The organism is Clostridioides sp. ES-S-0005-03 (assembly GCF_020658455.1).
In the GTDB taxonomy this organism is placed as follows: domain Bacteria; phylum Bacillota; class Clostridia; order Peptostreptococcales; family Peptostreptococcaceae; genus Clostridioides.
Genome location: NZ_JACVWI010000010.1, coordinates 19,441 through 46,252, shown reverse-complemented (window position 1 = coordinate 46,252; position 26,812 = coordinate 19,441). Strand labels below are relative to the sequence as shown.

Sequence of the window (26,812 nt, the reverse complement as noted above, 5' to 3'; positions counted from 1 at the left end):
AAGTGAAAACTATGCTTTACAGAACGGAAGATTTAAATACTTTTGCAGGTATTGGAAGTTCTAAGGGTGTTTATTATAAATGGAAAAATTCAAATTATTATTATAAAATAGGGACTTTATTTTTTGGAGAATTTAGTTCATTAGAACCTATTACTGAATGTATATGTAGTGACATAGGAAGTTTATTAAATGTAAATAATATACAGTATGATTTAGTAAAAATTCATACAAAGGGAAATTCAGATTTTGAAGAACAAGATATACTGGTATGTAGAAGTTTAAATTTTTTAAATGACAATGAAGAACAATTTATAACTATGAGAAAACATTATAATAGAAAAGTGGATTATGATACAATTATAGATGATTTCCCAAACTTTAAAGAGTTTTTAAATCAAATGTTAATATTTGATTTCATTGTCAACAATATTGATAGACATTATAATAATTTTGGATATATAAAAAATATTAAAACGAATGAAATTAGATTTGCACCAATATTTGATAATGGATTGAGTTTATATTCTATGTTAGATATCGAGACATTAAAAACATTAAAAACATTAAAAACTAAACCTTTTAATAAAAAAAAGTATGATAAAGCTAAACCATTTATGAATAAACATTATTCACAAATAAAATTGATAAAAGAACTTCCACAAATAAATTTAGATTTTAATGACTCAGATATAGAAAAAATATTATTAAAATATAAAGATGTTATTTCAAAAACTAGAATAGAAGTGATATTTGATTTAGTTAAGGAGAGATTACATTATGTTAGACAAATATACGCTAATGTTTAAAGATATTCCTATAGGTGATTTTATTTATGATGAAGGCAAAGATAAATTTAGTTTTAAATTGTATGATACAGTAGATAATATAAATTATTTGCCACCACTGTTATATGATTACACAGATTTGAGACTAGATTATCAGCCTAATGATAAAAATATAAGAGATTTTATAGGGGATAGAGTTATGCCAGAAGAGAGACACGGATTGAATAGTATCTTGGAAGGTCTTGGATTAGATTTCTATGACCCTTGGGAGATATGTAAAAAATGTCATGGTTGTTCACATGAAGACTATTGGTGGCTTAAAAAAGAAGGTGATAATTTTAATTGGAGAGAATATCATCAAATTAGTTAATAGTGATTAAAATAACCATTTTAAAAGGAGAAAAAATGTTTAAAACATTATTTTTTGCATTAGAAATTTGTGTAATTATAGGATTATCTATTTCAATATTTAAAGATTCACTAAAGTTTTTGAATATGTTTGATAATAAGAAAGAAAGTTTTATTGGTTGGCTTATTTTAGTTATATTTAGTTTAATTATCTCTTGTTTGATAGAAATAATATTGTAAAAAAATGATATAGTTTAAAAATATATGTAGATAAAAGATAGAATTAAAAGATTAACATAGTATGACAATCATAATCTCATATAGTATACTTAAGTTGAGGTGATTACATGACTTGGAATGATTTGAAAAATAATGATATAACATATATAGTCAAATATATTAATAATAAGTTAAATAATAGTAAGAGCTTGACTAAAGTTGCCATAGAGCTTGGTGTGTCTGAAAGTAGTATAAGAAAATATCTTACTAAAAGAGGTTATAAGCGTATAAATGATGAGTATATATTTATTGGTGACAATGGTATGACAAAGGTAGTAAATAATAAACCACAGAGTAATAATGATAATATATTTAATATGACAATAGAAGATGACAACAGTCACAACATAGTAATTGACAATCAATTTAAAAATAATATAATTTCTTTAGCAAAAGACTATGACAAGATACAAGATGTTTTGAATTGGTTTGATAAAAAAGATGATACAAATGTTATAGAAGTTATACAAGATGGAATTAAAATTGATTTACCATCTAAAGACGCTATAAGGACTACTGTTAGATTAAATAAAGACGCTTGGAATTTATTTGATAAGTTTTGTGAAAAATATAGAGAGTTTAATAAGTCTGATTTAATGAGCATGGCTTTATTAGAATACATAAAAAAGTACGATAAATAAAAATGACAATAAAATCATAGTTTTAATATAAATAATCTCAAAATAATGAGGTTATTTTTTTATTTTTTATTTAAAGCAGAGAAGGTATTGTGTTATACTGTATATATATACTAAAAAAGGGATGTTTGAATATATGGATTATAATTTAAAAAATGAAAATGTATTATCAGAATTACTTCAAGATGAAGTTGAAAAAACAAGAATTGGTGTTCTAAAGGTTTATAGAGTATTAATACTTTGGTTTGCTAAAGAAGGAAAGCTTATTGAGAAAGAAAATGACTATATTGTTGAAATGTTAGATAGTGATAAAGAAAAAATTGTAAAAGATATGAGTGAGAATAAAACATATAATGCTATAATGGCTATAATTTTTAAAGTTAATAAAATATTTAAAACTTTAAATTATGACATTCACTTTTCGAAGCCTAAAAATTTAGTTGCTGAGTTTGACCTATCAAAATATCTTACACATAATGAAGTTATTTCTGTATGTAGTAAATTGACTAATGCACAAGATAAATTTATTATCTATGCAGCTTTTTGTGGGCTTATTGGTAAAGATGCTGAAGACATAAGGGGTATAAAAATAAAAGACATAGATTTAGAAAAAAGAATAATAAAGTTAAATGATACAGAGTTTAAATTGGACAAGTTCTTGTTCAATTTTATCAAAGATACATTAAAGCAGAAAGAGTATAAACAATATTTGGAGCAAGATAGTAATGCTACTGAATTTTATTTATTTAATTCTAATTCTGAATACTTAATTAAAACTAAACCAGATGCTAGATATGGAAATGGATTAAAAGAGATGGGATATTCAACAATTCGTAAAAGATTACTTATAATTAATGATTATTTAGATAATAAAGTACAGTTAAATTTCACTAATTTAAAAATTTCTGGTATTATGCATCAAATGCAACTAAATGAAAAAAAATATACTAAATCTGGCTATTGGACTAATAAAAGCTTAAAAGAGTTCAAAGAATACAATGATTTGAACTTTAAGATACAAGAAGTTCTATCTATTTATAAGCAAAAATATGCTAAAAAGGAGTAAATTATGAGTAAAGATATAAAAGAGAATAACATAAATCTAAACAAAATAGACTTAATTATACATGCTATTTATGATACAGAAACATTTAAATTATTAACAAAAAAGTTTTTTGAAATTTTTAGAATACGTAATGATTTACCCACTGAAAAAGTAAAGCCTATTTTTGAAGATTTTGTATATTCTACAATTGCTGATAAGATTGATGAATTGGACACTCCTACCAAGGCTAAACGATTAAGAAAAAAACATAGTAAAAATGCATGGGACTTAAAAAAGAGATGGATGAGAATGACATTAGAATCTATGAATAAAACAGCAAATAAATTATTAAAAAAAGAATATGGAATTGTTAAGGGTGAATTTATAAAAACTGGTAGGATTATTACTGCCGCTGTAGATAGTCCTGAAGAATTACTTGAAATAAGACAAGATTTTCTTGAACAATGGTCTTCAAATTTATCTTATAAAATATCTGACTATATTTATCTTGAAGAACTAAGTGATAGTAAAATTAATTCAGCCTTTTCACATGATTTGATTCTATGTGTCACTAAAATCTTACAAGATGAATATGAATTTGATATTAACAAGATAATTATTAAAAGTCCATCACAATTAGCTCCTGGCATATTTATACCTCACACTAGAGGCAGAAAAATAAATCATTTAAATGTAGCAAGAAAAGATGAAAATTTATATCAATCACATCCATATGATGCTATAAACGACTCTGGTACACAGATAGATATGTTTTATGAATTTAATTTAGACCCTAATTCAAGTGATATTAAAAACATTGATGGATTAAAATTAGAACTTACTAATCAAACAACAGAAAAAAAAGCTATTAGTAAATTATTCTTGGATAAACAAGACTTAGATATAATTAGATTTGCTTATTCATATAGTTATTTAAATTCATATACCTTTTTCTTGTCAGATTTATTAAAGTATCTAGGATTAACAGATGCTAAAGCAAATTATCAGAAGGTAAGAGATAAATTAATGAAGTTACCATTTTATACTTTTTATACTGAAACATATGAGAAAGATGGTAGCTTAAAATCTCAAACAAGTTTCAACCTATTTTCAAGAATCCATATAGAAGAAATAAATGGAAGAAATGCTGTTCAAGTTACAAAAGCATTTGTTGAAGAAATTGAAAGAGTCTCAACTGAATTAATGTATAAAAATGAATTAAAAAAATTAAAACTACCACAGTCTATCAACTTAGCTTACTTACTTGAAGGTAGAAGAAGTTTTGAAATTAGTCAGGGAGTAAACATAGTAGATAAAAAATATACATTTGATATAGAACAACTAAAATGGTATGTACATTTAAATAATAAAAATAAACTAAAAGATAATATGAAATATATTGAAGATGGACTTAAAGAAATTATGGAAAATCAATTTATAATAAAAAAATATGATGTAGGATATGGATATTTTGATATTTGGTTCTATGAAGACGTTGAAAAAAGAAAATGTTTAATAAATAATACAGTTTTATCTTTACCATCTTATATAGTAGATTAAAAAATAATGGTCTGTACTCCGTAGTAATTAATCTTATGTATTTCTTATTAATCAAATTTAAAAATTTAAAAACATGAATAATGGTCTGTACTCCGTAGTAATTGTTTTTTGGTATTTTTCAAAAAACATGAATAATGGTCTGTACTCCGTAGTAATTCAAAAAACCACTAAAAAAGCTGTTTTTTGGTATGAGAATAATGTCGAAAAATTTTTTTTATTCTAAAATTCAGCTTTTACATCCCTTGAAATTGCTGCTCTCTAATATGAATAATGGTCTCAGCTCCGTAGTAATTTAGAAGTATTGAAATTACTATTCTCCAATATGAATAATGGTCTGCGCTCCGTAGTAATTCAAATAGACAAAAACTTTTAATTTGGTTAAGATAAGTTTATATAAATGTAAAATTTTTAGATTATTTTTATAATAATATATTTTTAATAATAATCCATAAAAAAATAATGGTCTCTACTCCGTAGTAATTAATCTTATATAAGGAGAGAATTATGAGTATTAAATATAAAGATAAAGAATTTGTGCTTGTAGAAAAAAAGAATGTAAATGAATTAGACAACTCTAATATAAAATATATTGACCTGAAGGACAAGCAGTACTATGTAGTTACACAAGGTAGAAGAAGTAAGAGATTTAATAATGAAGATGTGAGTGAAATAAAAAAAGACTTAAATAATGGTATGAGTTTAAGAAAATGTGCTGAGAAATGGAATTGTAGTACAAGAACCATACAAGATATAAAACAAAATAAGTACTAACGAGGTAACATTTACATTTTACCTCACTAATATTATAATATTCTTATACTATAAAGGAGTTGATTTCTATGAAATGGTCAGAGGTTAGAAACTTATATCCTAATTCATTTGTAAAATTAGAAATTTTGGAATCGCATATACAAAATGAAAAGGAGTATGTAGATGAAGTAGCTCTTATAAAAGTTATTCCTAACAATAAAGAGGCTTTAAAAGAATTCAACAGATGTAAAGATAAAGAAATTGTATATAACACCAAGAATAAAGAATTTGTAATAGATATCATAAAACATATTGGTATAAGAAGAGGTTTGTAGTATGAAAAATTTCAAATATAAAAATGGACTATTATATACAGATATAGAAATCTTAATTGAAAATAAAAGTATCCTTGTAAAAGATATGATCATTGATACTGGAGCATCTCATACTATAATATCTTCTTCTTATTTAGAGGAATCAGATATTGGATTTAATGATGATGATACAATTGTAAAGGCTTCTGGTTATGGTGGGACTGTTCAATATTCAGTAAGGAAATTAGTTAATAAGGTTGCTTGTGGTGATATAACTCTTGAAAATATAAAGTTAGATTTTGGAGAGATTGACCCAGAAGAAAAAGTAAATGGTTTATTAGGATTAGACTTTTTAATAAATGCTAATTTAATTATTGATTTGGTAGATAATTTATTAATACAAAAATAAAACATATTTATATAAGGAGTTATCACAATATGAGTATTAAATATAAAGATAAAGTAGTCTTTATTGTAGATAGTTCGAAAAAAGAGAAGCTAGATAAAGCTGGAATTGAATATGAGACTTTAGAAAATGAAAATTATTATGTAGTCCAGCAAGGTAGGAGAAACAAAAGATTTAATGATCAGCAGGTAAAAAAAATAAAAAATGATTTAGATAATGGATTGAGTATAAGAAAAGCAGAGCAAAAGTATAACTGCGGCAGAAATACTATCATGAAAATCAAAAAAAATGAGTACTAATGTTACACATTCTTACAACATGTAACCATATGTGTTATAATAATTTTATAGAAATATTACTAAGAAAGGAGGATTATAATATGCAAGAATTAAAACCAGTTGCTAGAATATCAAAATCAAAATTAAAAGATATCTTAGATGTTTTTAAAACTTCTATAAGAAAAGTAGAAAAAATAGACTATTCTGCTTGTAATTCTTGTGCAATAAAAAATAATCCTTCTTTTGATAGTAATAAATTAAATGACTTCTGCTCAAATTGTCCTAAATTAAACACTATATCAGAGTTTTCTTATGTTACAGAAAAAGAAACAGAAATCGGTACAATAGAGATTGTAACTAATGTAAATAAACATATTACTTTAAGTAAGAGTGCTATAAAGCAATATCTAGCATATCATTTTATAGTATCTAATAAAAACTATGTTAGAAAATCAATATCATTTCAAAACATAGCTGATATATGCAATACCTCTGTTGTTACAGCAAGACATAATCATAATGTATTATTACAAGTTGGATTAGTTTATTCTACAGAAATAAAAAGAGGTAAATTTGATATAGTCATAGATGAAGAGTATAAAAATCATCTTAAAAAAGAAGATGGTGGAAAAGGTTACTTAACTATGTCATTAGATACTTTAAATCACCTATTAAGTTTTGAAAATGTAAATGAGTTAAAACTTGAAATTAAAAAGTTAGTTTGGGCTGATGCTAAAGGAAGTAAATTAGGTAAAAGAATACGATTTAAAAAAGATAATCTTATCTCTATACTTCCAGAGTACATAAAGAAATCAAACAAGCGTATAGATACCTTTCTAAGAAGCACTAAAACTTTATTCAATGTAAGTAATGATACAATAGATACAAAACGTTATGAGACGAAAGAAAGCATCTCAGAGAAATATACAGAATCTGTAAAAATAAAAATATTAAAATTCTTTGATGATACAGGATGCTCCTTGAGTTCTAATTATAGTAAAGTATTATCTCAGATAAATTTAGATAGATATAATTTATTTGAAGAAGATTTAAGAAATAAATTAGAAATGGAAAAAGATATTATTATAAATGACTTAGTTGGATTAGCAGTACAATATGGAATTAATAGAGTACTAGCAGCATTAGATTATATGTTTAATAAATATACAGTTGACGAAGAAGATACAAACTATAATGAGATACGTAATCCAGGAGCATTTATAAGAACATTGATTGTTCAGAGCATAAATAAGAATGGAAGTTTAGCAATAGCAATTTAATATATGGAGTAGTTCAAAAAAATTGATTTTGACTACTCCTATTAGTGTTTGTATTCAAATAATAAAATACTTAAATAGAGCTATAAAGAGTGTAAAATCTCTATTAGCTCTATTTTTTTATGCTTATTTTAATTAAATTATATACACAATAGAAAGTTTTTTATGCATATTAATAACTTAATTTTCCAATAAGAATATATAATTATTCAATTTCTTAAGAAACTTATTCTAAAAAAACAACAATACATCAACAATATATTATTATTAAAATTTATATTTTATTGTACTAATTGCAATTACTATAATTAGTAGCTTATTATTATTTTCTAATTATTGATTTAAATTTCTGTTTTAATTGTTATTATTAATTTCTGTTTTAATCAATGAACAGTATCCATTTAACATCTATTTAACTAATTATAAAAATATAATAACAACTTTACTCTTCTAAATTTTCTTGCTCATTTATCAATTTATTTTTTAAGGATATAACAATAACTTAAAAATTATATTTGAATGACAATTTATAAGTAAAGAATTAACAAAATTATATTAATATAAAAATTAGCTCTACAGACATAAAATGATAAAAAAAGTATTTATAATACAACAAATTACAATAATTACCAAAACTCAGATATCAAAAATATATAATATTTATTAAATATATATTTTGAGGAGTGATTATTATGGTAATAATTATTTGTGAAAATGATGATATGCAAAGAGATATCATTCATGACTTTATTAAGATTTTTTTAAAGAAAATAAAAATAAAACAATATGAAGTTTTATTATTTAAAAATGTAGAAGAACTTTTAGAAAAAGATTCTAAAAAAGTAGATTTAGTTTTAATGGATCTAAACTTAGAAGATAAAAATGAATTTGAAATATCAAAAGAAATTAGAAAAAGAAATAAAAATGTTAAGATTATATTTACTACTGAATCTAATGAAGATGTTGTTAAAGAATATGAAATAAATGCATTTAGATACCTAATAAAACCAATATACTACAAAAATTTTGAAAAAATAATGATTGATTTTGCTATTGATTGGAGAAAAAGAGAGGCTGTTATTTATATAAAAAAAAAGAAAAAAATCATAATAATAGAAGAAAGAGATATTTTATTTGCAGAGATTGTTAAAAGAAAATTAAAGGTTATAACAAAAACAGATGAATATATAATAAATGAAAAACTTGATATATTTGAAGAAAAGCTAAAAGAAGGGATTTTTTTTAGATGTCACAAAAGCTATCTTATAAATTTGTTGCAAGTTAATAATTTGAACTATAATTTTGTATATTTAACAGAAAATAATATAAAAATTAAGGTAGCTCCTAGAAAAGCAAAAGAATTAAAATTTTATTTATCAAATATATTGAGAGATAGAATTTGGTAAATAATTTGTTTAAAAGAATCGAATGTATGTTCTTGATGATTTATAGAGAAAGAGTTATAATATTATTATGTAGGAAAATAGGAAAAAAATTAATATTTTTGTATTTTTTGTTATCATTTGCGATTTTAGTATTGAACTTTTCTAAAAAAAATCTTATTATTTAATCAAGCAATCTACTTTAATAGAGTAGGTATTTATTAAAAAAATACATATATGAAATATTCGTTTCAGATGCAGATAACTTCAATTTTACTAAATGCTGAGGGATTTTAGTTTTTTTAAGAACAAATGTTCCTGAAATGGGAATAGAGTGAGGAGATGATTGGGTAAAAAGTATTAACTTTATAATTATTTTATTTATTATATGGGGGGATTTAATGAAAAAGCAAGTTACAGAAGAAATACTTAAGATGCTCAAAAAAATGGATTTATCTTCTTTACTCATAATTAAAAGTTTTATATCTAAAATAAAATAGCCCTTCTAGGGCTATTTACTTAGTTTATTTATTATTTTTTGTACAACTTCTCTTTCATCATCTGTAAGTTCTGCAAATGTTAAAAAGACTTTTTTCAAGAATTCATCATTACTTGAAAATGTCTTACCCATCATTGCTGCTAATTCAATATCATCTATATTTTTAAATATTTTTCCATTTCCATTTCGTAACCAATCTTCATTTACATTAAAAACCTCACATATTTGGTAAATATGTCTTTCAGTGATATTTCTCTCTCCATTTTCAAGTTTTGATATTGACGCAGATGTTAATTTTAATTTATCACCAAATTCTTTTTGTGATAATCCTAATTCTTTTCTTAATTTTTTTAGATTATATATCATTGTGTTCAATATATCACCTCCATTAATTAAATTATACAATTCGATGTTGACAAAGTCAATATATTCAGTATATTAGGTAAACAAAGTATAAAATATATTGACATTGTATAGTATAAGATATACAATGTAATTATAACAAAGTAAATATAAAAATATACAAAGTCAAGAAAGAGGCGAGTTATGGTTGATGAAAAACATAAAGAATTAATAAAAATGTTGTCTTTATTTAAAAAATTGAAAAATATAAATCAAAGTTTGGTTTATAAATTATCTTTGGAAATTATATCAAATAGAAAAGATATAGAATGTCATAAGTATAATAAGATTAAGTGCCAGAATAAAAAGATTCATTAGTAAATGAAATGAATATATCAAAAATAGGAGAATCATATGATCAGAGAAATATTAAATAAAAAAGGAAGTCTTTTGAACTTATCAAGTGAATATCTCACAGAGCAAGATTATATTAAATTTCAAAAATGGTATATAAAAAAATACAAAAAAGAAAATGCTTATACAGCCTCTATAGATGAGTATTTAAATTATAAATATGATAAAGAGTTATTAAAATATGTATTAGATTTAAAATTTCAAGAAGCAGTAGAAGCCTTGTAAATATTAAAATTTAGTAAATTTAAAGGAATGATGAAAAATGGATAATAAAGAAATAGAATTAACACAAGATGATATAAAAAATACTATAGTTGCTTTAAATACTATAAAATATGTTTGTATCAAGTCTAAGCACTGCAAAAACTGCCCAATTGGACATATGGTAAAAATTGATGAATATAATTGTTTACTATCAGAATTAATTGATAATGGAATATTGCCTGTAGATTGGAAAATAAAAAAAGTATCAAGATTATTAGATACAACATTTAGCTAACAATTTCTTTTGAGGAGTATAAATATGAAGAAGAAAATGATAAGAATAAAAAAATGTGAATGTGGTGGAGATATATTTAAATTAAGTACGAAAATAGGATTTATTTATCAATGTAAAAAATGTGGAGAAATGTATAAATAAAAATTTCAAGTAATAAAAAAGTAAATAAAATAGATGATATGACGAATAATATACCCAGTAGATTTAAGGAGGAAAAAATGCAAGAAGCATTATTTGTAAAAAACATCTTCAAAAAACTAAAAAGTACATCAAGCAGAAAAGAAAAAATAAATATATTAGAAAAAAATAAAAATAATGGTATGTTTGTAACCTGTTTACAATTTCTTTTAGATACAGGTATTTTAACTGGGTTATCTAAAAAGAAACTATCTAAAAAAATAGGGAATATTGAGTGTAAAAAAATATATAGCATATATGATATGATTGATTATCTATCTGAAAATAATTCTGGAAGAGATGTTGATATAAAAACAATACAATTATTTTTAGAAAAAAATAAAGAACTTGAAGAATTTATAATTGGTATAGCTACAAAAACAATTAAATTAGGGATTTCTTGTAAAACTGTAAATAAAATTATGCCAGGTTTAATAAAGGAACATTAAAAATGTTAATTAAAAAATAAAGTAGATTTTGCAATGGAAGGGAGAGTGTATATATGAGTATGATAATAGTAGCTAGTGTAGATGAAGAGGAAATGATTTTTAGAACAGAGATTAAAAAACTAGAAGAAGGAAATGAAGTAGTTGCATTTGTGAATGGAACAATGAAAATAGCTATATTTAAGAGGTTTATAGATAAATGTGAAGACTATATAAAAGACATAGCTTTTCAAAAAATTGATTTAAATAGATATAAAGAAATTGTAAAAAAAGAAAATGACAGAGTAAAAAATGAGTTTAAAGATATGTGTATAAAACAATCTGAACTTATGATCAGTAAAGAAATAGATGATTATTTAAGGATATGTAGATTTAATTATAATAAAAATAAATTTATAAAATATGTAGATGACACAGAAATATCAATATATAAAAGTGAAAATAAACATTTACTTCATATTTTTTCATATAAAAACTCAATATCAACTAAGATTGATATAACTAATAAAGGTCTGATTACAATAATAAAAATAATTAATAAATACATATTGAAGGAAAGTGATATAAATTTTTAGATGGTTCAGTATATTGATATATTATAAATTAATTTTTAAGTAAGGGGGATTAAATAATAAAAAAAGTGATTTATTTAGCATTATGTATTATTTTAGCGATTATATTGTTTACAACAGGAAAAGAATCAAGTACATATCAAATTTCAACTCAAAGAATCTTACCAGTATAATATAATTTTTATATAGTCAAATATTTACCACTTATGGAAACAGAATATTATTGATAACATGTATGTAAAAAGGGTATTATTTAAAGGTTGAAAATAAATATTAGAAAGAGAGTGATTTAATGGAAATAATTAAAAGGGATGGGAGCAAGGTACCTTTTGATAATACAAAGATACAGATTGCGATAGAAAAGGCAATGAAAAATGGAAGTGGAATTTACATAGAGGATATCTCAAAATTAATAGCAAATGATGCTGAATTTGAATTTAATAATAAGAAAAATATTCCTACGATTCATCAAATAGAAGATTTTGTATATGATAGACTTATACATTATGGTCAAAAAGATACAGCTAAAGCATATGAAGGTTATAGAGCTGTTCAATCGTTCAAAAAACAGATTAATACAACAGATGAAAGCATATTAGGTTTAATAAGCAAGACGAATGAGGATATTTTAAGAGAAAATTCAAATAAAAATTCAATAATCGCATCAACTCAAAGAGATTTAATTGCTGGAGAGGTTTCTAAAGATATAACTAGAAGAAAATTGATACCACCTCATATAGTTCAAGCTCATGATGAAGGAGTTATACACTGGCATGACATGGATTATACATTACAATCAATATTTAATTGTTGCTTAATAAATATTCAAGATATGTTAGATAATGGAACAGTAATAAATGAAAAATTAGTAGAATCTCCAAAGTCATTTAGTACTGCTTGTACTGTAACTACTCAAATAATGGCTCAAGTGGCTAGTAATCAATATGGTGGGCAGAGTATCACAGTAAAGCATTTAGCACCCTATCTAAGAAAAACATATGATAAATACTATAAGAAATATTTAGATAAATATAAAGACGAAAATTTAGCTAAAGAATTGGCTGATGATAGAAAATTAGATGATTTAAAAGCAGGAGTTCAAACGATTAGATATCAGCTTTCAACTTTGATGACAACGAATGGCCAAGCACCATTTGCAACAATTTATCTTGAAGTAGAAAGTGGAAATGAATACGAAGAAGAGATGGCTCTTATTTGTGAGGAAATGATAAAACAAAGATTAGAAGGAATGAAAAATTACAAAGGACAAGAAATAGGGGAGGCTTTCCCTAAACTAGTTTATCTTCTTGATGAGGATAATTGTTTAGAAGGTGGCAAATATGACTACATCACAAAATTAGCTGCTGAATGCACAACCAAAAGGTTAGTGCCAGACTATCAATCAGCTAAAATTATGCGTACTAATTATGAAGGAAATACATTCCCACCTATGGGTTGTAGAAGTCATCTTAGCACATATAAAGATAAAAATGAAAATTATAAATGGTATGGAAGATTCAATCAAGGTGTAATATCTTTAAATTTACCTCAAATTGCAATAGTAGCTGATAAGAATATGGATTTATTTTGGAAGATATTAGACCAAAGATTAGAATTGTGCAAAGAAGCTCTTTTAACTAGACATAACATGCTAAAAGGAACACTCTCAGATGTATCACCTATACATTGGCAACACGGAGCTATAGCTAGACTTGAAAAAGGAGAGAAGATAGATAGACTTTTAGAAAATGGATACTCAACTTTAAGCCTTGGATATGTAGGAATATATGAAATGGTTCAAGCTATGCTAGGTATAAGTCATACAGAAGAAGAAGGAGAAAAATTTGCATTAGATGTTATGAAATACATGAAAAATAAATGTGAGGAATGGAAAGAGGAAACTAAATTAGGATTTGGTTTATATGGGTCTCCCGCAGAAAATTTAGTATATAGATTTTGTAGGATAGATAAACAAAAGTTTGGTGAGATAAAAAATGTAACAGATAAATTATATTATACAAATAGTTATCATGTTCATGTTTGTGAAGAAATAGATGCTTTTAGTAAATTAAAATTTGAATCTCAGTTTCATAGTATAAGTTCAGGGGGATGTATTTCATATGTGGAAGTTCCTGATATGAGCAGAAATCTTGAAGCAGTTGAACAAATCATAAATTACATATATCATAATATTCAATATGCAGAGATAAATACAAAGCCAGACATATGTTATAAGTGTGGATACACTGGAGAAATAAAACTAGATGAAAATTTAACTTGGTATTGTCCATCATGTGGAAATAGAGATGAGACTGAAATGCAGGTTATGAGAAGGACTTGTGGTTATATAGGAACTAACTTTTGGAATAAAGGTCGTACTCAAGAAATAGGAGACAGAGTACTTCATTTATAAGAAAGGGTTATGAATATGAAATATGCTGAAATAAGAAAGTTTGATGTATCAAATGCACCAGGAGTAAGAACAACACTCTTTGTATCTGGATGTACCCATAATTGTAAGGGATGTTTTAATAAAGATTTACAAGATTTTAATTACGGAGATGTATGGTCTAATAAAGTGGAAGATAAGATTATTTCATATCTAAAAAATGATAATATAGTAGGTTTAAATATATTAGGTGGAGAACCATTGCAACAAATAAAGGATAATGATTTAATTGATTTTTTAAAAAGAGTTAAAATAGAGACGAATAAAAATATCTGGCTTTGGTCAGGTTACTTGTTTGAAGAAATATTAAGAGATCTATCAAGAAAAATATTTTTAGATTATATTGATGTTTTAATAGATGGTAAATTTGACATTTCAAAAAGAGACATTTCATTAAAATATAGAGGCTCATCAAATCAAAGAGTTATAGAGGTTCAAAAATCATTAAAAGAAAATCAGATAGTATTATATAAGTAAGAGGGATATCTTTCCCTCTTTGGAGGTGATTGATTTGACTAAAAAAGAATTCACAAATAAATTTCTAAAGGAGCAATTCAAAAAAAAGAAATTTTTAGATTATGAATTTGAAAATTTCAAAATGAATAGAAGATTTAGTGAATGGAAAAAGAATAAAAAACATTAAAATATTTAAGTGGAGATAGAATTTGTTAAAAGAGACTTTGAGGTAGAGGTGATTAATTGAGATATAATAATTATCATAGCCATAAAATATACTCAAATATTAGAACCTTAGATGTAATTACCAAGCCACAACAATATATAGATAGGACAATAGAGCTTGGTCATACTACATATTTTACAACAGAACATGGATATCAGGGAAATGTACATGAAGCAAAAACTTTATGTGATAAAAGCAATTTAAAAATGATTGTTGGAGCAGAATTTTACTATGTAAATAATATAAATGAGAAAGATAGAGGAAATTATCATCTAATAATAATTGCTAAAAATAATAATGGCTATAAGCAAATAAATAAAGCTTTAAGTTTAGCTAATACAAATGGGTATTACTATAAACCTAGAATAGATGAAAAGATACTATTTGAGATATTTAAACCAGAAGATGTGGTTATTACTACTGCATGTGTAGCTGGAGTATTAAAACTTGAAAATAGAGAAGAACTAATAATAAAACTAAAGAATCATTTCAAAGATAATTTCTTTCTTGAAGTGCAATCTCATCCTCATAAAACTCAAGTTTTACATAATGTGGATGTCTTAGAATTAAGTAAAAAATACAATATAGACATAATACATGCCAATGATAGCCATTATATTTATCCAGAAGAATCAAAATATAGAACTAAATTTCTTAAAGCTAAAGGTATAAATTATCCTGAAGAAGATGGATTTATTTTAGATTATCCAAATTCAGATGATATATTTAAAAGATATGAAAAACAAAATGTATTAACAAAGCAAGAAATTGAAATAGCATTAAAAAATACTCTAATATTTGATGAGTGTGAAGAAGTTACACTGATAAATGAAGATATAAAGTTACCATCAATATCTAAAAATCCAAATAAAGAACTGAAAGAGATATTAAATAAAGAATGGTTAGAGAAAAGAAAAAATATACCTGAAAATAGATGGAATGAATACTTAGATGCTATAAGATATGAATTTGATATTATAGAGAAAACCCATATGGAGGATTACTTTATTATAGATTATAAAATAGTTCAAAGAGCCAAACAAGAATATAATGGTCTTCTTACTAAAACGGGGAGAGGTTCAGCACCTTCATTTATAATAACTAACCTTTTAGGGCTTACTGAAATAGACAGATTAAATGCTCCAGTACCATTATTCCCTACTAGATTTATGAGTGTTGAAAGAATACTATCAGCGAAATCTTTACCAGATATAGATTTAAATGCTGAAGACGCAGAGCCATTTATACAAGCAACTAGAGACTTGCTGGGAGAAGAAAATTGTGCTTGGATGATAAGTTATAAGCCGTTACAAGATGCATCAGCATTTAGATTATGGTGTAAAGCAAATGATATGAAATTATCAGAGTATGATGAAGTGGCTAAAAACCTAGATAAATATATAAATGATGATTCTTGGAGAGATATAATAAAGGAATCAAAGGTATTTGTAGGAGTAGTAGAAAGTGTTTCTTTCTCACCATGCTCTATGCTTATATACGACAAACCAATTGATGAAGAAGTAGGACTATTAAAAACTAAGGATGGGATATGTTGTAATATAGATGGATATTATTGTGATAAGTATAAGTATTTAAAAAATGATTATTTAACAGTGAAAGTATGGTCACTAATCAGAAAAACTTGTGAATTAGCAAATATTAATATTCCTACAATTGAAGAATTGAATAGTTTATTAAATAGTAAAACCTATGAGATATACAAGAATAAATTAACTTGTACTATAAATCAAGTAGACTCAGACTATGCGACAAACCTAGCATCTAAATACAAAATATCAAGTGTGGCTGAAACAAGTGCGTTTGTAGCGAGCATTAGACCAGGTTTCACATCTTTATTAGACAATTTCATTAAAAGAAAGCCATATACAACTAATGTTAAAGAACTAGATATATTATTAGAGGATAGTTACCATTACCTTATGTATCAAGAGTCTATAATGAAGTATCTAATATGGTTAGGGATAGAGGAATCTGAGAGCTATGATATTATAAAGAAAGTAGCAAAAAAGAAATTTAAAGAAAAAGAGTTAAAAGAATTGCATACTAAACTAAAAAATAACTGGATTAAAAAAGTCGGAACTGAAAATAATTTCGAGGACACATGGCAAGTTGTAAATGATGCCACCTCGTATTCCTTTAATGCTTCACATAGTCTTTCATATGCATATGACAGCTTATATTGTGCATACCTTAAGTCACATTATCCATTAGAATATTATACTGTAGCATTCAACTTATATAATGAAGATACAGAAAGAACAAGAAAATTAACAGATGAAATAAAGTATTTTGATATTAAGTTAGAAAATCCTAAATTTAGATTCTCAAAATCTGAATACTTTTTTAATAGAGATAAAAATAGTATTTACAAGGGAATTGAATCCATTAAATTTTTAAATTCTGATATAGGAGAGTACCTATATTCTCTTAAAGATAATAAATATGATTCATTTTTAGAACTATTAATAGATTTACAAGGGCATATAAACTCTAAACAATTATCTATACTAATTAAACTAGATTTCTTTGAGGAGTTTGGAAAGTCTAACAAACTTTTAGAGACTTATGATATCTATAATTCAATCTATAGTAAAAAACAATTTAAAAAAGATAGTTTACCATGCAATATGGAAATTATGAGAAGATATTCTAATAAAGAAACAGAAAAAATATTTAAAGAAGTTGATACAAAAAAATTATGTTCATATCTCGAAAGCCAAATCGAAAATACTGATATACCAATCAGTGAAAAAATACAAGCTCATTTTGAATTTGTAGGATCATGTAATATAAAAGATGACAATTCAAATCCAAGGTATTGTTTAGTAATAGATATAGATACTAAATATTCTCCTAAAATTACACTATACAATCTAAAATCAAGCAATATAAAGATTTTTAAGGTAAGTAAATCTATTTTTGATGATAATAAAATTGATATTTATGACTTAGTTTATTTAAAATCAACTAAGGAAAAAGCTAAAAGTAAAAAAATAGATGGAAAGTGGATTAAGAGCAATTCCGAGTCTGAATGGTGGATACAAGAATATTGGAAACTAGAAAATTAAAAATATGACCTCATGTATGCCTTTCTAAGACCTCATATAAAATATTGCTTAGTTTTATACATTACAATCTTAAAACAACATATATAAGATCAGTGAAAGGTAGTGATTTCAATACTTATAGATGAACAAAGACATTATGATTTATTAGAGAAAAATAGAGAATTAAACACTAAAATTGATGAATTAAATGAAGAAATACTCTTTTTACAAGAAGAAAATAAAGAGTATAAAGAAGTTTTGGAGAAGTGGCAAAATGTAAAAGAAGAAATTAAATCTGCATATGAAATTAGAAGAAGATTAAATAGAAAACATGGAAAGTTAGAAATGATATGGCATAAAATTGAGGATTTGTAATGAAAACAAATAAAATATATGAAAAAAATGAATACATTATTATTAAAGTCCGAAATGGATATATTGTCTATAATACTAATAAGATATTTGGAGAAGGTCATACACATCTTAAGTGTTATAATGCTGCTAAAACTGCAATTGATTTAGCTATTAAAAAAAAGATACCACGAAGTTATTCAATGTATTTTCTTGAAAGTCTGATAAGAATATCAGATGATATATCTTACAGGGAATCTATAAAAGATATAATGAATACAAGAAATTCTAAGGGATATAAAGATAAGTATATAAATTTTAGAAATCTATAAAAATATTTGATAATGCAAAGCTTTCAAAGAATCTAATTAAGTCAATTGAAGATGGTTTAAATATAACTTGGAGGAGTTTATGAGATGGATAAGTACGATAGTAATAAGTATTTTAATGGTGGCTAGTGGTGTTCAAGTCTTTTATAGTCATGAAGAAGTGTTCAATACTAGTAATATGGAAAGAAGTCTTATAACCTATATAACAAAAAATATAAATTTAATGTATGAATATGAATGGAATAAATATAGAAATAGCAAAGAATATAAGTTGGAAATAAAAAAAATGAACTTAGAAAAAGAACTTAATATCAAAATAGAAAAATTGATTCCTATAACATGGGAAGTAAGTTACTATACTTCTTTGAATTGTGAAAATAGTAAACATGGAGCTGTGACAGCTACAGGAGAAAATTTACAATATGGGTTTGTGGCCAATAATCATCTTAAATTTGGAACTAAAATATTAGTTGATGGAAATTTAAAGGTGGTTAAAGATAGAGGTTCTAATAGATATTTTGGTACTTCTAATGCTATAGATGTATTTGTACCAAGATTAGATAGGGAGAGTGATTATAAATATTATAAGAGAGTAAATAATATGGGAAGACACTATCAAGAAGGTTATATTATAATTGAAGAATAGGAGTTGGTAAGTTGAAAGTAAATGGAATAAAAGTGACAGAAATTATTAATGTATCAAATGTATATGTATATGGAATTGAAGAAAGTATAATAGCAAGTGGATACCCAATGTATGAACAACAAGTAATAGATATGAAAGAAATAAACATTTCAGAAAAAGATTTAAAACGAGCAAATCAATTAGGCAAGTCAAAGCAAGGTTCAGGTCATGATTGCTTCTCTAAAGGAATTATTGTACAGATGGATTTGCAATGGTCAGAATATATGTGGAGACAATGGGACAGATACCATCATAACGATTATGTCTCAAGTCAAAGTAAAATGCATAGATTAACTAAATTTAACCTTGATAATATGTGTAACAAATATGTTGATAAAAATACAATAAATTTCTTAAATGAATTAATTTATGATTACAATAATTTTGATGAATTAAAATTATCCGCATCTGATAAAGTGACACTTAGGAATGGGGAAAATATCGAGGCCACGAAAGAAAATCTCTGGAAAATAATAATATCGAATTGTCCATCAGGATTAATGTTAACTGCAAGAGTTACATTAAATTATCTACAAATCAAATCTATGATAAATCAAAGAGAGAATCATAAAATGGAAGAATGGAGATTCTTATGTGATTTTTTTAAAACATTACCAAAATATAAAGAATTAATGATGTAGCAAGTTTTGTTAGCAATTAAATTTTAAATATAAAGGAGAAGGGTAAATGGCAGAAAAAAGAATAAATTATAATCAAGTATTTGTATCAGGAGAAGTTTTAGACATTTTAAATATAGCTAGAATGAATCAAGGAACTAGCCAAGAAGCAATAAGATTTACCTTAAAAGTTGAAACGGCACCAAATGAATCAGTGAATGTAGACTATTTTACATCAATGTTTAAGTCAGATGGTTCACCAAATCAAATGTTTTTAGGGATAGAGACAATAGCTAATGAAATAAAAACTAGAGCAGAAGATGGAAAAGGAGATATTGTTAGATGTGTTTGTTCATTAGACAATAGCTTATATTATAAAGATGGTGAAAAGAAAGAGCGATTCCAGATATCAGGAACTTTTTGCAATAGAGAAAAATATGATGACAAAGGTAATCCAATTGATGACAAGGGCGAAGTAGTAAAACCAATAAAGGCAAGTCAAGTTTGGAGAGCATATACATTAATTGAAAATATAGAAGAAAAAGAAGATGACTTAGGTAAATATTTAGAGATTAAGGGTCTAATTAATAAATATGGTAAGCAAGGTTGTAATATGATATTTAGAATACATAATGAATATATGATAGAAGGATTTAAAAGTTTATATAAAATAGGAGATGTTGGTCTTCTTGAAGGTACAGTAAAATCTATGGTTACTAGTAAATCAGCAGGGTTTGGTTCAAGAATTAAAAAAAGCGCATTTATATTTTTAGAAATAGAAGGTGGGGATGAGCCTTTGAAAGATGGCGATGAAATATTAAGTGATAAAAACTATCCTTTCACGGATAAAAATATAGAGGCAATGAGAGAAAAAATAAAAGAAAAAGATGAAAAAGAAAAACAAAGAGATATTGATAAAAATGGTAAGACAGTTGAAATAAGTGATGATGATGTACCTTTTTAATATTTAATAAATATAATTGTGATAAATATTAAATAATTTATTTAAAAGGAGAGATTAAATGGAAAATAAAGAAACTATAATTATGGATGATATTAAAAAAGTAGTGAATGAGGAAATAAAAAAGAATATATCAAATTTATATTCAGATAAGATTGAAGGATTAAAAGAAAGTGATAGCCAAATTGAAATAACAAAAGCATTAATAGCTTTCCATTTAGAGATAGAGTCAATTCAAAAAGACAATACAAATCCATTTTTTAGGTCTAAATATGCAAATCTGGATACAATTCTTAAAGTAGTAAATCCATTATTAGCAAAACATGATTTAATACTAATGCAATCAGCAGAAGATGCAGGTAATGATAAAGTATATATAAAAACTAAACTTAAGCATTCATCAGGCGAATACATAGAGTCAAATTCTGCACCATTTAAACCAGCTAAAACTAATGATATACAAGCTAGAGGAGCATTGGAAACTTACTTAAGAAGATACGCAGTTCAATCAGTATTAGCATTATCATTCGAGGAAGACGATGATGGAAATTCTTTAACAAACAAATCAAAGGGCAAATCAGAGGAAGAAAATTCAACTGTTAAGAAAAGTAGAGTGTAAGTAAAAAAATGCTACCTCTTAATGGGGTAGCAATAAATACATAGCATAAGGAGGGGAAAGTTTGAACTGTAAATGTAATGTTTGTAAAAAGAAATTAAATACAAAAGATGCTTATAAAGTAGAACATATTACATCTGGAGGAAAAAAACGAAATATATATTATTGTAATGAACAGGAATATAGAAAAGAGCAACAGGGTATATATTTCTGGAAACAATGTCAACTTGGCATAGATTCTATTATGGGATATACGGTTATAAATAATCAAAAAAATAAGATGTTACAAGAGATAATAAAAAGTGGTTATACAAGAGAAGAATTATATGACTGTATGCTTGAAAAAAAAGATGAAATCATAGAATTACTTAATTACAGAAAAGATGTAGAAGGAGAATATCCTAAATTATGCTATGTATTTACTATATTAAAAGGAAGTATTAGAGATATAACAATCAGAAATAAAAGTGTTAAAGAAAAAATAGACAACAAAAATAATTATGAGGAATTGGATGAGGGTTACACATTAGTTACTCTTAATAAAGTAAAAACAAATAAAAGAAAAAGTTTATTTGAAAAAATTAAAGAGGTGAATTAATGAGTGCATATGAAAAAATAACAAAAGATAGAGGCATTATAGAGACTTTAGTTTTAGGAACAATGTTAAAATCATTAACTCTTTTTAGTGAATATAAAATTAGTGAAAGTGATTTTATAATAGATAAAGTAAAATTCTTTTTCTCATTAGGAAGAACAATGTCTAAAACTCATAGTGAGCTTGATGAAGCAAGTATCGCTAAATTTGTATCTTCAAATAAACTCAAATCTGAATATGAAAAATATGGCGGTTGGAATAGTTTATCATCTGCTATGGAGTATGGAAAAGAAACTAATATATCAGCATATATTGATGATTTGGCTAAGAACAATCTACTAATAGCTTTAGATAAAAGGGGTTTTAGTATAACAAAAGAGATGGATCATAAGGGAGAAAAGTTTACTCCATTTGAATTATTCCAATCTATAAGCTGTAGAGAAGTGGAAGAATTCTATGAGGGATTAATATCTTCCTGTAGTGTAAATTCTATAAAGAATAATATGAAAGTCGAAAATCTTTTACTTACTAAAGATGATAGAGAAAAGTTAAAACAAAAAACTGAAGCAGGAACACCTTATAATATTATCTTTGAATATAATGAAAATGAAATAGGATTAAATGAGAATGAAGAATCTAAGTATATATATGGTTTACCAGTATTGTCAAATCGAACTAATGGCCTTGGTAAAGGTGGGGGTATAAATATAATATCTGGATTTTCAGGAATAGGAAAAACTACATTATTGTTCTTTAATTATATATTAGCTATGATATATCAAGGTGAAAAAGTAGTTATATTTGCGAATGAACAAAAATCTCAATATTTTAAAAGTATGTTAGTGTCATTTATAGCATACAACATATTTAATTATCATGATTTAGATAGAAATAAAATTGACAATGGAGACTTCACAGAGTTCGAAGAAGAGCTTATGGAAAAGATAGAAATGTTCTTAAAAGACAGAGGATTTGAAGAAAGTCTAAAATTTATATATATGGAAGAGTTTGAGATATCTGAAATATTAAGAAAAAGTAAAGAGCTTGTGGCACATGAAGGATTTACTGTAATAGCAGTTGATACATTCAAGTCAGAGAATTCATCAGATGCAAATTATACAGGAAGGTTAATAGAAAACTCTAAGTTACTAGACAACTTTGGAAATAAATACAATGTAATAACACTTCTATCTATGCAATTAGTAACAGCTCAAGAAAATAAAAGTTCCTATCTATCAGCTTCGGATTTAGCAGAAGCTAAAGCTGTTAAAAATGTTTGTGGTCTATTGATGCTTATGAGAAAAGTGGTTAATGATTTAGAGTTAGATTCAACCAATAAAAAATTCTTTTTAAAACCATATAGGCTAAAATATAATAAGCTAAAAAAGACTACTGAAAGAGAGTATATCCAGTTTGATATAAAAGATTTACAAAAAGAATACAGATTACTATTTTTAAATAAGTCAAGAAGAGGTCAAGATGGAGATGTGATTCTACTAAGATTTTATGGTAAGACTGGTAGATTTGAAGAAATAGGAAGGTGTGAAAAAGTCTATAGAGGACAATTGTCATACTAGGTGATGACTATGGAAATAAAGGATTTGACTAATGAAGAGGTGATAAATTTTATGGAATATTTAGGTTCGGACTTATCTCCTAAAAGCAACGATAGACAGTTAATATTTAATACTTGTTTATGTCATAATGGTGATTCATATAAATTATTTTATTATACAGAAAGCAAAACATTTCATTGCTATAGTTCTTGTGGTCATATAGGGAGCTTAATAGATTTATTAATACACATAAATAAATATGAGTTTAAAGATGCTGTTAGCGAAATAAAAGATTTCTTTGGTATTTCAAATCAACCAATGCTAAGAAAAGGATTTAGAATAAGGAAAAAAGTAAAACAAATAGATAATATTAGAGATATACAAATAGAATTACTTCCTACCCCTAAAAAGCCATATATATATAAAACTTTTCAACAAGTCCCAATCGAAGAGTGGGAAAATGAAAACATATCTTTTGAAGTTCTTAAAACATATCAAATACATTATAATCCATATGAAAATCAAATAGTAATTCCACATTTCTGTTGGCATGACAAAGATAGACCAATTGGTATTAGAGTTAGAAATTTAGATGAAGATAAAGCTAAAAGTTTTGGTAAATACATCCCATTGTGGTATGACAATAAGTGTTATAATCATAAATTAAGTCTTAATTTATATGGACTAGGTGTAAATAAAGAATCTATCAAAAATTCCAAAAAAGTAATAGTATTTGAAGGTGAAAAATCAGTATTGCAGATGGCAACTATTTATAAAAATAATCCTTCTGTAGCTATATGTGGAAGTAATTTTAGTAGAGAGCAAAAAAAGATGTTAATAGATTTAGGTATTGAAGAATTAATCATAGCTTTTGATAGGCAATTTAAAATTAAAGGAGATGAAGAATATATTGCATGGAGAGCTAAGATATATAAGTTAGTTCAAGATATTAGGGATGTGATGAAAATAAGTGTAATTTGGGATGAAGATAATCTATTGGAGTATAAAGATAGTCCTAGTGATTTGGGAAAACATATATTTGAAAAATTATTAAAGAGTAGGATTGATATAGATAACTTTATTAGTAAATGAAAATAGCAAATTATATTAATAGGAGATGATTATATGATACAAGAAGTTAGGCAAGAAATATTATTAAAAAATGGGGAGATATTATATACAGGTGATTTAGTAGAAATAGAATATAAGTTGGATGAAGATGAAAAAATGAAATGTTGTACAGGAAAAATTAAGGATGTAGAAGAACTATTCATTAAATTAGATACAAGTAAGAGATATAAAGCATCTGAAATAATGATATATTCTTGGGAGTTAAAGTCAATTGGAAGGATAAGTGATAAAAATGAATAGTATGATTAATAATAAGTATAGGGCATTGTATTTATTAACTCTTTTTTTAATTCTTAATTTTATTTGTAATGTATATTTTGCAAAAAATGTAAATGTTGAATATTACTTAAGTTCATATTGTATATTTGAAAATGTAATGAAAATAATAATTTCTGTGGGGATTTTCTTTTCTATGATGTTGGCAGGATTTGATATAACTAATAAATTTATAAATAAGTTCAAAGAAGCTATAAAAGAAGAAAGTATAGATATAAATGCTAGCATATCTGAGGAATTATATAAAGAAATTAAAAGTCAGATAGAAAAGGAAACTAGAAAGGTAAAATAGATGTCTAGAGAATTATATAGTTTTAGTAAATTAAATACATTCTATACATGTCCATTTCAATATTATCTTACATATATTAAAAATTTAGATCGAGAACAAAATTGCTATGGTTATTATGGTAATGAATTACATAGATTACTAGAAGAATTACAACAAAGAAAAATGACAAATCAAGAAGCTATTCAAAAATATAATGAAGTTATAGAATATGCAAATCTAATGGATTACAACTTTCCTACACCAAATTCAAGAATTAATTATTTAGAATGTATCTTACATTATCTAGAATATTTTGTACCAATTGAGTGTGATAAATACTGTATAGAAGAATACTTTGAGTATTATATTAATGGAATTACAATGAGGGGATACATAGATTTATATTATATAATAGGTAATAAAGTTTATGTTATAGATTACAAATCGAGTAGTAAATTTTCTAAAAAAGACTTACCTAAAAAATCAAAGCAGCTTATCTTATACGCAATGTATCTTAAAGAAAAATATCCAGATAAAATGATTGAATATGTAGCTTTTGATATGTGCAAGTACATTAAAAATGAAAAAGGAGTATTAATTGAAAGAAATAAGATTGATAATATAAGAAATTACGAAAGAGCTATAGTGAAAATTAAATACACTAAAGCATTAGAACAACAATTAATTGCCTTTGTTACTGATACAGTTAAACAGATAAAACAGCTAGATTTCAACGATGAGAGTGTTTGGTGCAAAAACGATGACAAAAGTAATCAGTTTTTTTGTAAAACCCTATGTTCTCATTATGGAAAAGGTTGCAAATATAATGTAAATAAAGGTTTTAGAAAATCTAAATCACAATAAAATATGAATTTTAATAAGATTGGAGAGTACTCAATGAATATACCAAAAGAAGTAAAAGTAGGGGGATTGTTTTACAAAATAGAGGAGACTGAAGAGCCTATTCTAGTAAACAATCAATTATGTTATGGATTAGCAGATTATGGAACTGAAACAATAAAGTTATCTAATAATCTACAATCACAAAGAGTAAAAGAAGCTACATTTTTACATGAGTTATTTCATTGTATATTTAGAGATAGATGTATAGAGAGTGAAGATGAGGAATATTTAGTAGATGTATTAAGTAAAGGGCTTCATCAAGTGATTATTGATAATCCTAATGTGTTTGAATGTAAGGTAGAACTATAAAT

35 protein-coding genes are annotated in these 26,812 nt (G+C 25.2%); 34 read left to right on the top strand and 1 reads right to left on the bottom strand.

Features of this window, described 5'->3' with window-relative positions; translation table 11 throughout:
- Positions 1-11 precede the first annotated feature (11 nt).
- The 12 genes from IC218_RS20055 (at position 12) to IC218_RS20000 (ending at position 9,086) form a co-directional block, all read left to right on the top strand.
- Positions 12-806 carry a hypothetical protein gene (locus IC218_RS20055; protein WP_227825344.1) on the top strand — a complete coding sequence of 265 codons (795 nt, stop codon included), beginning with the start codon at positions 12-14 and terminating at the stop codon, positions 804-806.
- Positions 778-1,155 carry a hypothetical protein gene (locus IC218_RS20050; RefSeq protein ID WP_227825343.1) on the top strand — a complete coding sequence of 126 codons (378 nt, stop codon included), beginning with the start codon at positions 778-780 and terminating at the stop codon, positions 1,153-1,155. The genes IC218_RS20055 and IC218_RS20050 overlap by 29 nt, the downstream gene beginning before the upstream one ends.
- A gap of 35 nt (positions 1,156-1,190) precedes the next feature.
- On the top strand, positions 1,191-1,373 hold the full coding sequence (locus tag IC218_RS20045; RefSeq protein WP_167641044.1) for a hypothetical protein: 183 nt from the start codon (positions 1,191-1,193) through the stop codon (positions 1,371-1,373).
- A gap of 107 nt (positions 1,374-1,480) precedes the next feature.
- Entirely contained in the window at positions 1,481-2,053 is a 573-nt protein-coding gene (locus IC218_RS20040; RefSeq protein ID WP_227825342.1) for an integrase, read from the top strand.
- Between the two features lie 133 nt (positions 2,054-2,186).
- Positions 2,187-3,116, top strand: coding sequence for a hypothetical protein (locus IC218_RS20035; RefSeq protein ID WP_227825341.1), 930 nt, complete (start codon positions 2,187-2,189; stop codon positions 3,114-3,116).
- 3 nt (positions 3,117-3,119) lie between these two features.
- The gene (locus IC218_RS20030; protein ID WP_227825340.1) at positions 3,120-4,655 is read left to right on the top strand and encodes a hypothetical protein; all 1,536 of its coding nucleotides are present in this window, start codon (positions 3,120-3,122) and stop codon (positions 4,653-4,655) included.
- A 504-nt stretch (positions 4,656-5,159) separates the two neighbouring features.
- Entirely contained in the window at positions 5,160-5,426 is a 267-nt protein-coding gene (locus tag IC218_RS20025; protein ID WP_227825339.1) for a helix-turn-helix domain containing protein, read from the top strand.
- A gap of 68 nt (positions 5,427-5,494) precedes the next feature.
- Complete coding sequence (locus tag IC218_RS20020; RefSeq protein WP_021383056.1) at positions 5,495-5,740, top strand: hypothetical protein; 246 nt, start codon at positions 5,495-5,497, stop codon at positions 5,738-5,740.
- A gap of 1 nt (position 5,741) precedes the next feature.
- Positions 5,742-6,128, top strand: a complete 387-nt coding sequence (locus IC218_RS20015) for a retropepsin-like aspartic protease (protein WP_021383052.1) — start codon at positions 5,742-5,744, stop codon at positions 6,126-6,128.
- Between the two features lie 29 nt (positions 6,129-6,157).
- Positions 6,158-6,424, top strand: a complete 267-nt coding sequence (locus IC218_RS20010) for a helix-turn-helix domain containing protein (protein ID WP_227825338.1) — start codon at positions 6,158-6,160, stop codon at positions 6,422-6,424.
- An 80-nt stretch (positions 6,425-6,504) separates the two neighbouring features.
- Complete coding sequence (locus IC218_RS20005; RefSeq protein ID WP_227825337.1) at positions 6,505-7,683, top strand: hypothetical protein; 1,179 nt, start codon at positions 6,505-6,507, stop codon at positions 7,681-7,683.
- A gap of 689 nt (positions 7,684-8,372) precedes the next feature.
- Entirely contained in the window at positions 8,373-9,086 is a 714-nt protein-coding gene (locus IC218_RS20000; protein ID WP_021383099.1) for a LytR/AlgR family response regulator transcription factor, read from the top strand.
- Positions 9,087-9,573: 487 nt separating this feature from the next.
- On the opposite strand, the gene IC218_RS19995 is transcribed toward IC218_RS20000, so the two are convergent.
- The gene (locus IC218_RS19995; protein ID WP_044212557.1) at positions 9,574-9,927 is read right to left on the bottom strand and encodes a helix-turn-helix domain-containing protein; all 354 of its coding nucleotides are present in this window, start codon (positions 9,925-9,927) and stop codon (positions 9,574-9,576) included.
- Positions 9,928-10,107: 180 nt separating this feature from the next.
- Between IC218_RS19995 and IC218_RS19990 the strand changes: the two genes are divergently transcribed.
- From IC218_RS19990 to IC218_RS19890, 22 genes are all read left to right on the top strand, one after another.
- Positions 10,108-10,281 (top strand): hypothetical protein, encoded by a 174-nt coding sequence (locus IC218_RS19990; protein WP_227825336.1) that lies wholly within the window; start codon positions 10,108-10,110, stop codon positions 10,279-10,281.
- Positions 10,282-10,317: 36 nt separating this feature from the next.
- Positions 10,318-10,542: a hypothetical protein gene (locus IC218_RS19985; RefSeq protein ID WP_021383150.1), complete on the top strand. Its 225-nt coding sequence runs from the start codon at positions 10,318-10,320 to the stop codon at positions 10,540-10,542.
- Positions 10,543-10,579: 37 nt separating this feature from the next.
- Positions 10,580-10,816, top strand: a complete 237-nt coding sequence (locus IC218_RS19980) for a hypothetical protein (RefSeq protein WP_223153065.1) — start codon at positions 10,580-10,582, stop codon at positions 10,814-10,816.
- A gap of 218 nt (positions 10,817-11,034) precedes the next feature.
- Complete coding sequence (locus tag IC218_RS19975) at positions 11,035-11,442, top strand: DNA ligase (protein WP_227825335.1); 408 nt, start codon at positions 11,035-11,037, stop codon at positions 11,440-11,442.
- 53 nt (positions 11,443-11,495) lie between these two features.
- Positions 11,496-12,014 (top strand): hypothetical protein, encoded by a 519-nt coding sequence (locus tag IC218_RS19970; protein ID WP_227825334.1) that lies wholly within the window; start codon positions 11,496-11,498, stop codon positions 12,012-12,014.
- A 289-nt stretch (positions 12,015-12,303) separates the two neighbouring features.
- On the top strand, positions 12,304-14,424 hold the full coding sequence (gene nrdD, locus IC218_RS19965; RefSeq protein ID WP_227825333.1) for an anaerobic ribonucleoside-triphosphate reductase: 2,121 nt from the start codon (positions 12,304-12,306) through the stop codon (positions 14,422-14,424).
- A 15-nt stretch (positions 14,425-14,439) separates the two neighbouring features.
- The gene (nrdG, locus tag IC218_RS19960) at positions 14,440-14,937 is read left to right on the top strand and encodes an anaerobic ribonucleoside-triphosphate reductase activating protein (RefSeq protein ID WP_227825332.1); all 498 of its coding nucleotides are present in this window, start codon (positions 14,440-14,442) and stop codon (positions 14,935-14,937) included.
- A 34-nt stretch (positions 14,938-14,971) separates the two neighbouring features.
- Complete coding sequence (locus IC218_RS22045) at positions 14,972-15,103, top strand: hypothetical protein (protein ID WP_021383042.1); 132 nt, start codon at positions 14,972-14,974, stop codon at positions 15,101-15,103.
- A gap of 56 nt (positions 15,104-15,159) precedes the next feature.
- The gene (locus tag IC218_RS19955) at positions 15,160-18,231 is read left to right on the top strand and encodes a PHP domain-containing protein (protein WP_227825331.1); all 3,072 of its coding nucleotides are present in this window, start codon (positions 15,160-15,162) and stop codon (positions 18,229-18,231) included.
- Between the two features lie 102 nt (positions 18,232-18,333).
- Positions 18,334-18,585, top strand: coding sequence for a hypothetical protein (locus IC218_RS19950; RefSeq protein ID WP_227825330.1), 252 nt, complete (start codon positions 18,334-18,336; stop codon positions 18,583-18,585).
- The gene (locus IC218_RS19945; protein ID WP_227825329.1) at positions 18,585-18,893 is read left to right on the top strand and encodes a hypothetical protein; all 309 of its coding nucleotides are present in this window, start codon (positions 18,585-18,587) and stop codon (positions 18,891-18,893) included. Before IC218_RS19950 ends, IC218_RS19945 begins: the two co-directional genes overlap by 1 nt.
- Before the next feature lie 79 nt (positions 18,894-18,972).
- Positions 18,973-19,536 carry a hypothetical protein gene (locus IC218_RS19940; RefSeq protein ID WP_227825328.1) on the top strand — a complete coding sequence of 188 codons (564 nt, stop codon included), beginning with the start codon at positions 18,973-18,975 and terminating at the stop codon, positions 19,534-19,536.
- A gap of 11 nt (positions 19,537-19,547) precedes the next feature.
- Positions 19,548-20,216, top strand: a complete 669-nt coding sequence (locus IC218_RS19935) for a hypothetical protein (protein ID WP_227825327.1) — start codon at positions 19,548-19,550, stop codon at positions 20,214-20,216.
- 46 nt (positions 20,217-20,262) lie between these two features.
- Positions 20,263-21,156, top strand: coding sequence for a hypothetical protein (locus tag IC218_RS19930; protein WP_227825326.1), 894 nt, complete (start codon positions 20,263-20,265; stop codon positions 21,154-21,156).
- Positions 21,157-21,214: 58 nt separating this feature from the next.
- The gene (locus IC218_RS19925; RefSeq protein ID WP_227825325.1) at positions 21,215-21,772 is read left to right on the top strand and encodes an ERF family protein; all 558 of its coding nucleotides are present in this window, start codon (positions 21,215-21,217) and stop codon (positions 21,770-21,772) included.
- Positions 21,773-21,833: 61 nt separating this feature from the next.
- A complete protein-coding gene (locus tag IC218_RS19920; RefSeq protein ID WP_227825324.1) occupies positions 21,834-22,367 on the top strand; it encodes a hypothetical protein in 534 nt (177 codons plus the stop codon).
- Positions 22,367-23,941: a DnaB-like helicase C-terminal domain-containing protein gene (locus tag IC218_RS19915; protein WP_227825323.1), complete on the top strand. Its 1,575-nt coding sequence runs from the start codon at positions 22,367-22,369 to the stop codon at positions 23,939-23,941. The genes IC218_RS19920 and IC218_RS19915 overlap by 1 nt, the downstream gene beginning before the upstream one ends.
- A 9-nt stretch (positions 23,942-23,950) precedes the next feature.
- The gene (locus tag IC218_RS19910; RefSeq protein WP_227825322.1) at positions 23,951-25,012 is read left to right on the top strand and encodes a CHC2 zinc finger domain-containing protein; all 1,062 of its coding nucleotides are present in this window, start codon (positions 23,951-23,953) and stop codon (positions 25,010-25,012) included.
- A 33-nt stretch (positions 25,013-25,045) separates the two neighbouring features.
- On the top strand, positions 25,046-25,291 hold the full coding sequence (locus IC218_RS19905; protein ID WP_227825321.1) for a hypothetical protein: 246 nt from the start codon (positions 25,046-25,048) through the stop codon (positions 25,289-25,291).
- Positions 25,284-25,619 carry a hypothetical protein gene (locus tag IC218_RS19900; protein ID WP_227825320.1) on the top strand — a complete coding sequence of 112 codons (336 nt, stop codon included), beginning with the start codon at positions 25,284-25,286 and terminating at the stop codon, positions 25,617-25,619. Before IC218_RS19905 ends, IC218_RS19900 begins: the two co-directional genes overlap by 8 nt.
- Complete coding sequence (locus IC218_RS19895) at positions 25,620-26,462, top strand: PD-(D/E)XK nuclease family protein (RefSeq protein WP_227825319.1); 843 nt, start codon at positions 25,620-25,622, stop codon at positions 26,460-26,462.
- A 33-nt stretch (positions 26,463-26,495) separates the two neighbouring features.
- Positions 26,496-26,810, top strand: coding sequence for a hypothetical protein (locus IC218_RS19890; RefSeq protein WP_021383081.1), 315 nt, complete (start codon positions 26,496-26,498; stop codon positions 26,808-26,810).
- The last annotated feature ends 2 nt before the right edge of the window (positions 26,811-26,812 follow it).